The following is a 4,974-nucleotide window of genomic DNA, read 5'->3' on the forward strand; positions in this document are numbered from 1 at the left end:
TTTAATCTCAGAAGAGGATTTAACATGGCCTGAAAAATATGGATGATAAGCTTGCAGGTTACTGGCTATTAATATGCACCACATATTAGAAAAATCAGGGGGTAGGTTCTGTTGATTATTCTACTTCAACCTCAGAGATAATTTGGAAATACACATTCCCTAATTAAGCGCGCCGGGATAAAATTTACTTCCGGCGCGTGTACGTGTGGTTTTATTTAAACTCCAGGTTTTGGGCTCCGCCGGCTGATAAGTCCGCCTTTACGACCGGCCTCGCGCGCGCGATCAGGACAGTTTTTGAAGTTACCGCCGCTGGCGGCTCCGCCTTTGCTGCCCGCTTCAGAGGCGCGCGCCGGGTCGGCCGCAAAGTTTCCGGCACCACCGCGTCTTGCTGTTGTCATGATGTCTTCCTCAGTTAAAAGATGTCCTGTATTTCAGGAAGTTAAATTTTGGCACGTCCGCACAGGACTGCCCGCGTTCGGCACACTTTTTTTCAGGGGTATGACGGCGGACACGCATTACTGGGTGGCAGAATCTGAAATGCGGGCCCGCTGGCCCCTCACGCTTGCGACTTGAGCGATATGCGCCAGGCTGTGTGTGCGAAACGGCGCGTGACATCCCTCCGGAGGAGAGTTGTTCTGCAGGCGCGCCGTGCCGCATTCGTATTACTTCTGCGCAGCGTTCAGGGGGTGCGTGCTGATGACAACCCGTCGCCGCAGATGGCTTTCAGGCTCCGCGCCCCAGCAGAAGGCGGCCCAGTGGCCGCAGAACGCCAGCCAGCTGCGCACCGGGTGCAGACAGCCCGATTCACCTGTGCCGTCCCACACGTACACGTAGTGCTCCGGGTCGCGCAGCGCCCAGGCCACCATCCCCTCCCACATCACTTTTGCCGCGTTGGTCTGCGCGCTGTCGGTAATGATGATCGACCAGCGATGCAGAAAATGGCAGAAAAAACGCCTGGCCAGGCCGTGCACCGCCCCCTCATGCTGAGGCTGGCGGGTGCGCCATACCATAACCTGTATGCAGGCGCGCTCCGGCGAGGTGAAGTCTTCGGTTTCCTCCAGCCGCACCGCATAAACGGTCTCCGGATCACGCTCCTGCGTGACCAGCCTGAACTGTCTCTCTGCTCTGTTCTGCCAGAGGGTGTAGCCGAACGGCGTCACAACCCCGGGCAGCGTAAAAGGCTCCACGTCGCGGGCAAGAAAGGCGCGGGTATCGGCCCGGTTGGTGTCTTCCGGATTGAGCACCTGGCTGAAGCTGGTGTCGGGCAGGGTAATGGGCATGCTGTCGTCCGCCGTTACTTTTCTGTTCACTTAGCCTCCCTGATAACCGGAGCGTTAATTTATATCGCTGAATTGTCTGCAATAATGTGTGGTGCTTTTTAAAAGATAGAGCACCGCAGGATTACTGCTGTACACGCGCCTGTGCATCGGTTACTTTGCGCCCGACCTCATTCACTACGCACGGGTATTTGATGCGAAAGGACGGACTACCGCCGGAAAAAGAAGCCGGATTGACCGGCTATTTCAGCCAGGTCACTCACCCCTGCCAGATTGAGATGCTGGGCCGCATCACCGTTGAAATCCTGCGTCAGGAGCGGCGGCTCACGCGCACCGCCTTGTGCCTGAAACTGATAGGGCGCCTCGACGGTGCCGACGATGAGGCCGAGAGAGAACACCTGAAGGTTCTTCTCAGAATGCTGTTTAATCGCTGAGCCTGAGGGGTAACACCGGGAGTTCACCGGTCACGAAACGTTCGTCCAGGGAAGAGAGCGGCAAACGGAATGCCGTGCAGTCATGGCGCATAACAACGGTTCGCAGATGCCGGTTACAGATAAACCAGACCTCGTCGCGGTCGTTGGAAAGAATGAAATACGCGTCAGACGTTTCCGAATGCGTAGTTGCATCTGACTTGACTACCCGTTTGCATTTTACCTAGCGACCGTTTGCAAATCACTTGACCATCGCCAACTAAAATTGGCTACAACTTACTTCTCATGTCGAGGCCGCTCTGAACGGCTGCTGTGTGCCTTTATCCCAGACGACCAATACCGAGCATGACGAGGCAAGCTTGATAAAATGATTGAATGGGGTCATAATGAGCCCATGCTTCTGACTTGGAGTATCTCCGGTCAAACAGGAAGCCTCTATAGGCAGTATAGTCTCGTAAATTATTAAGGCTCCCGTGAAGTGATTCTTGGGGGCCTTAATAATTTATGGGGCCGCAGGTGCTTCAGTACCTTCTCCTGACGGCTTTATCATACTAATCACAGGTAAAGCATAAATGAAAGATAATAGCCTGGAGAGTGTGTTCAATTCCTACTTCAATAACAAAAAGAACTTTGCCGATTTCCACACCCTCCGTACGGAAGACGAAGTACGCCTGATTCCCCTCAGCAGGGATAAAACTGAACTTTATCAGTGCTCCGCGAGGCTAAAGCTGATTCATACTTTTCTTTCTCGATTTGTATTCAGCGAAATGCCTGTGAGGAAAGACATCGTTTTCTCTTACCGGAAGGAAGTAAATATTACCGACGCAGTACGACCGCACTGTAATAGTGAGTTTATTTTTAAAACTGATATATCGAATTTCTTTCCTTCAATCAGCGGTGATGTAGTGTCCGATAAGCTATCAAAGTACTGTGCAACTATACGTACGGTTGACGCTGAAGAGGTAAGGGATAACATTACAAGGATTGTATTCCTATGTACGATTAGTAATCGCTTGCCTATTGGGTTTTCATCCTCTCCATCAATCAGTAACTTCTGCTTCTACGATTATGACAATCTTATAGATTCCTACTGTAATAATAACAACTATATATATAGCAGGTACGCGGATGACTTAATTATTTCATCTCAACATGAAATATCTAAAGACACAATTACAACTGACCTTAAATCCATACTTTCATCAGACCCATTACTGAAACTTTCAATCAATCATAAAAAAACAAAAGTTATCACGAAAAAATATGAAAGAAAGATTTTGGGGATCAGCATACTTAATGACGGAAAAATGACAGTTAGCAAAGCAACCAAAACGGATATTGAAGTAAAACTGCATCTGCTCAAAACCGACAGAGATAAACTGGTCAATTATACCGGAGTAGATGAAATGTCATCGATTTTATCAATCGCAGGTGTACTGAGCCAAATCAATAATATTGATCAGGACTACCTGTTTCACCTCCGGAAAAAGTACGGCAACTCGATCATTAGTAAGTTGCTGAAAGGGAAGGACTTGCTCAAATGATTCTTAGTGTTGATATTAGAGAGCTTCAGCATCTCGCCAACATCAGCGTGTCTTTTGATTTCACTCGCGACCCGCTAATCTGTATGACAAGTAAGAATGGTGTAGGTAAAACTTCCATCATTAAAGCCTTGGCCCTGCTCAAGGACACTGCCATTGTGAGCAAAACGTCATCCGTGTTTAGTATCAGCGAAGAGACAAAAATAGACGTTAAAATTAATGATGATATTTACGCTTTTAGATTTGATGACGGCGACCTTGACACCAAAAATATTCTTCGGGATGACACATTTATAAATGTCGAACTACCCATTCCATATGGAAAACGTTTCTCTGATTTTCCCGCCTTGGGTAACATCGACATGACGCTTAGGGAAATGTACATAAAAAATGATTATCAGGATGCACATGAATTAATAGCTTTTTTGAGTGCAGTATACAAAGGTACAAATAAATTCGACAATTTGAAGTTCGTTACCATTAAAGGTGCGGACTACTATTTTCTACCGCTTGATAACAAACGTTATATCCGTGAAGATTATTTTAGCTCGGGGGAGTTTTTTGTTATCAGTATTTTCAGAATGATAACCTCCCCCAGTCAACTTATCATTATTGATGAAATAGACGTCTCACTGGATTCCTCCGCACAGGTTTCTCTAATGAGTGCTGTCAGAAATATCTGCGTGGAAAGGAATAAGAAAGTTCTTTTCACCACACACTCACTCGCAATTATGAAAACCATCTATGAACATGGAACTCCTATCATTTACCTTAAAAATGAAAACGGAATTATAAACTATAATCTGGTTTCATACAGCTTTATTCAATTTGAAATGTTTGGGTTTCAAGGTTTTGATAAATATATTTTCACCGAAGATGTGACACTTGAAAGTTACATAAATCTTAAGCTCTCAACTATAGAAACTAAGAACAGGGTTAAGGTTATTTATATCGGTGGCTGTAGTAATGTCGTAGATTTGATGAAGCGTAATTCCAGGACTGGATTTATCTGCTCACCCCAAAATGCGGTAGCCGTTCTGGATGGTGATTCTAACCAAAAATATGGTCACCGTGCAGATGTAATTATCAGTCCTTACGATGACATTGAAGATGAGGTCTTTAGAAAATATAAAGAAGAAAATGCATATTATAAACTTCCTGATGTTGCGCCAGATAATGCAAAATCTAAAGCCTACTGGAAAAAGTTGCAGGAAAGGCGTGAAGACCATAACCTGACCCAGGAGGATATTTTTACGATTTTGGAACATGGTTTTGATGCTCAAGTGTCTGTTTTTTGTGATAAATTAAATTCATTTGTTAATAGTTGAACCCTTAACAATCAATGGCATATCACTATAATCGTTGTTTTGGTTCCTGAATCGCTGACCTGCTCCCCGCTGATTTACACGCCGCAATGTTAGTAATGCGACTATCTGGCTGCGAGATTAACTGCGAACTTCCGCTCCTCGCTCATAGTGCCTGTCAATCTGGCATTGTTTGGCTACATTTTTAGTTGGATATGACCAAGTAAAATGCAAACAGCCAGGCAAGTAAAATACAAACGGGTAGTCAAGTGAATGCAAATTCCCATCCGAAGGATTAAAGCATCCCAGCGCCCTGTAGGCCGTCGTGAGGCTGAACCCGCTCAGCAGCGGCAGCGGCCGCGGCCCGCCGGGCAGTTCTTCCACCCTGAGATACAGCCCCTGTTCCATCCAGAGCATGGCC

Annotated in this window: 5 protein-coding genes and 2 pseudogenes; 3 read left to right on the forward strand and 4 right to left on the reverse strand. The window is 46.4% G+C overall.

Going from position 1 to position 4,974, the window contains the following annotated elements:
- Positions 1 to 215 precede the first annotated feature (215 nt).
- Together IAE30_RS29730 and IAE30_RS29735 are read right to left on the reverse strand one after the other, a co-directional pair.
- Positions 216 to 398: a general stress protein gene (locus IAE30_RS29730; protein WP_200681619.1), complete on the reverse strand. Its 183-nt coding sequence runs from the start codon at positions 396 to 398 to the stop codon at positions 216 to 218.
- 264 nt (positions 399 to 662) lie between these two features.
- The gene (locus IAE30_RS29735; protein WP_200681620.1) at positions 663 to 1,310 is read right to left on the reverse strand and encodes a hypothetical protein; all 648 of its coding nucleotides are present in this window, start codon (positions 1,308 to 1,310) and stop codon (positions 663 to 665) included.
- A 161-nt stretch (positions 1,311 to 1,471) separates the two neighbouring features.
- Here IAE30_RS29735 and IAE30_RS29740 point away from each other — a divergent pair, with 161 nt between their 5' ends.
- The gene (locus IAE30_RS29740; RefSeq protein ID WP_200681621.1) at positions 1,472 to 1,711 is read left to right on the forward strand and encodes a biofilm development regulator YmgB/AriR family protein; all 240 of its coding nucleotides are present in this window, start codon (positions 1,472 to 1,474) and stop codon (positions 1,709 to 1,711) included.
- Here IAE30_RS29740 and IAE30_RS30215 read toward each other — a convergent pair.
- Positions 1,701 to 1,889 (reverse strand): annotated as a pseudogene (locus IAE30_RS30215) (hypothetical protein); the annotation flags it as partial. The gene IAE30_RS29740 and the pseudogene IAE30_RS30215 sit on opposite strands and share 11 nt — an antisense overlap.
- Before the next feature lie 391 nt (positions 1,890 to 2,280).
- Between IAE30_RS30215 and IAE30_RS29745 the strand changes: the two are divergent.
- The gene (locus IAE30_RS29745; protein ID WP_200681622.1) at positions 2,281 to 3,252 is read left to right on the forward strand and encodes a reverse transcriptase domain-containing protein; all 972 of its coding nucleotides are present in this window, start codon (positions 2,281 to 2,283) and stop codon (positions 3,250 to 3,252) included.
- Positions 3,249 to 4,577, forward strand: coding sequence for an AAA family ATPase (locus tag IAE30_RS29750; protein ID WP_200681623.1), 1,329 nt, complete (start codon positions 3,249 to 3,251; stop codon positions 4,575 to 4,577). The genes IAE30_RS29745 and IAE30_RS29750 overlap by 4 nt, the downstream gene beginning before the upstream one ends.
- A gap of 117 nt (positions 4,578 to 4,694) precedes the next feature.
- Here IAE30_RS29750 and IAE30_RS30220 read toward each other — a convergent pair.
- Positions 4,695 to 4,974 (reverse strand): annotated as a pseudogene (locus tag IAE30_RS30220) (hypothetical protein); the annotation flags it as partial.

Origin of the sequence: Pantoea sp. S61 (genome assembly GCF_016625145.1) — a bacterium.
Lineage (GTDB): Bacteria > Pseudomonadota > Gammaproteobacteria > Enterobacterales > Enterobacteriaceae > Pantoea > Pantoea rwandensis_B.

What these genes read in the sequence shown, in the direction of transcription:
- IAE30_RS29745 (WP_200681622.1), top strand. Translation starts at nt 2,281, where the DNA reads ATGAAAGATAATAGCCTGGAGAGTGTGTTCAATTCCTACTTCAATAAC.
- IAE30_RS29730 (WP_200681619.1), bottom strand. Translation starts at nt 398, where the DNA reads ATGACAACAGCAAGACGCGGTGGTGCCGGAAACTTTGCGGCCGACCCG.
- IAE30_RS29740 (WP_200681621.1), top strand. Translation starts at nt 1,472, where the DNA reads ATGCGAAAGGACGGACTACCGCCGGAAAAAGAAGCCGGATTGACCGGC.
- IAE30_RS29750 (WP_200681623.1), top strand. Translation starts at nt 3,249, where the DNA reads ATGATTCTTAGTGTTGATATTAGAGAGCTTCAGCATCTCGCCAACATC.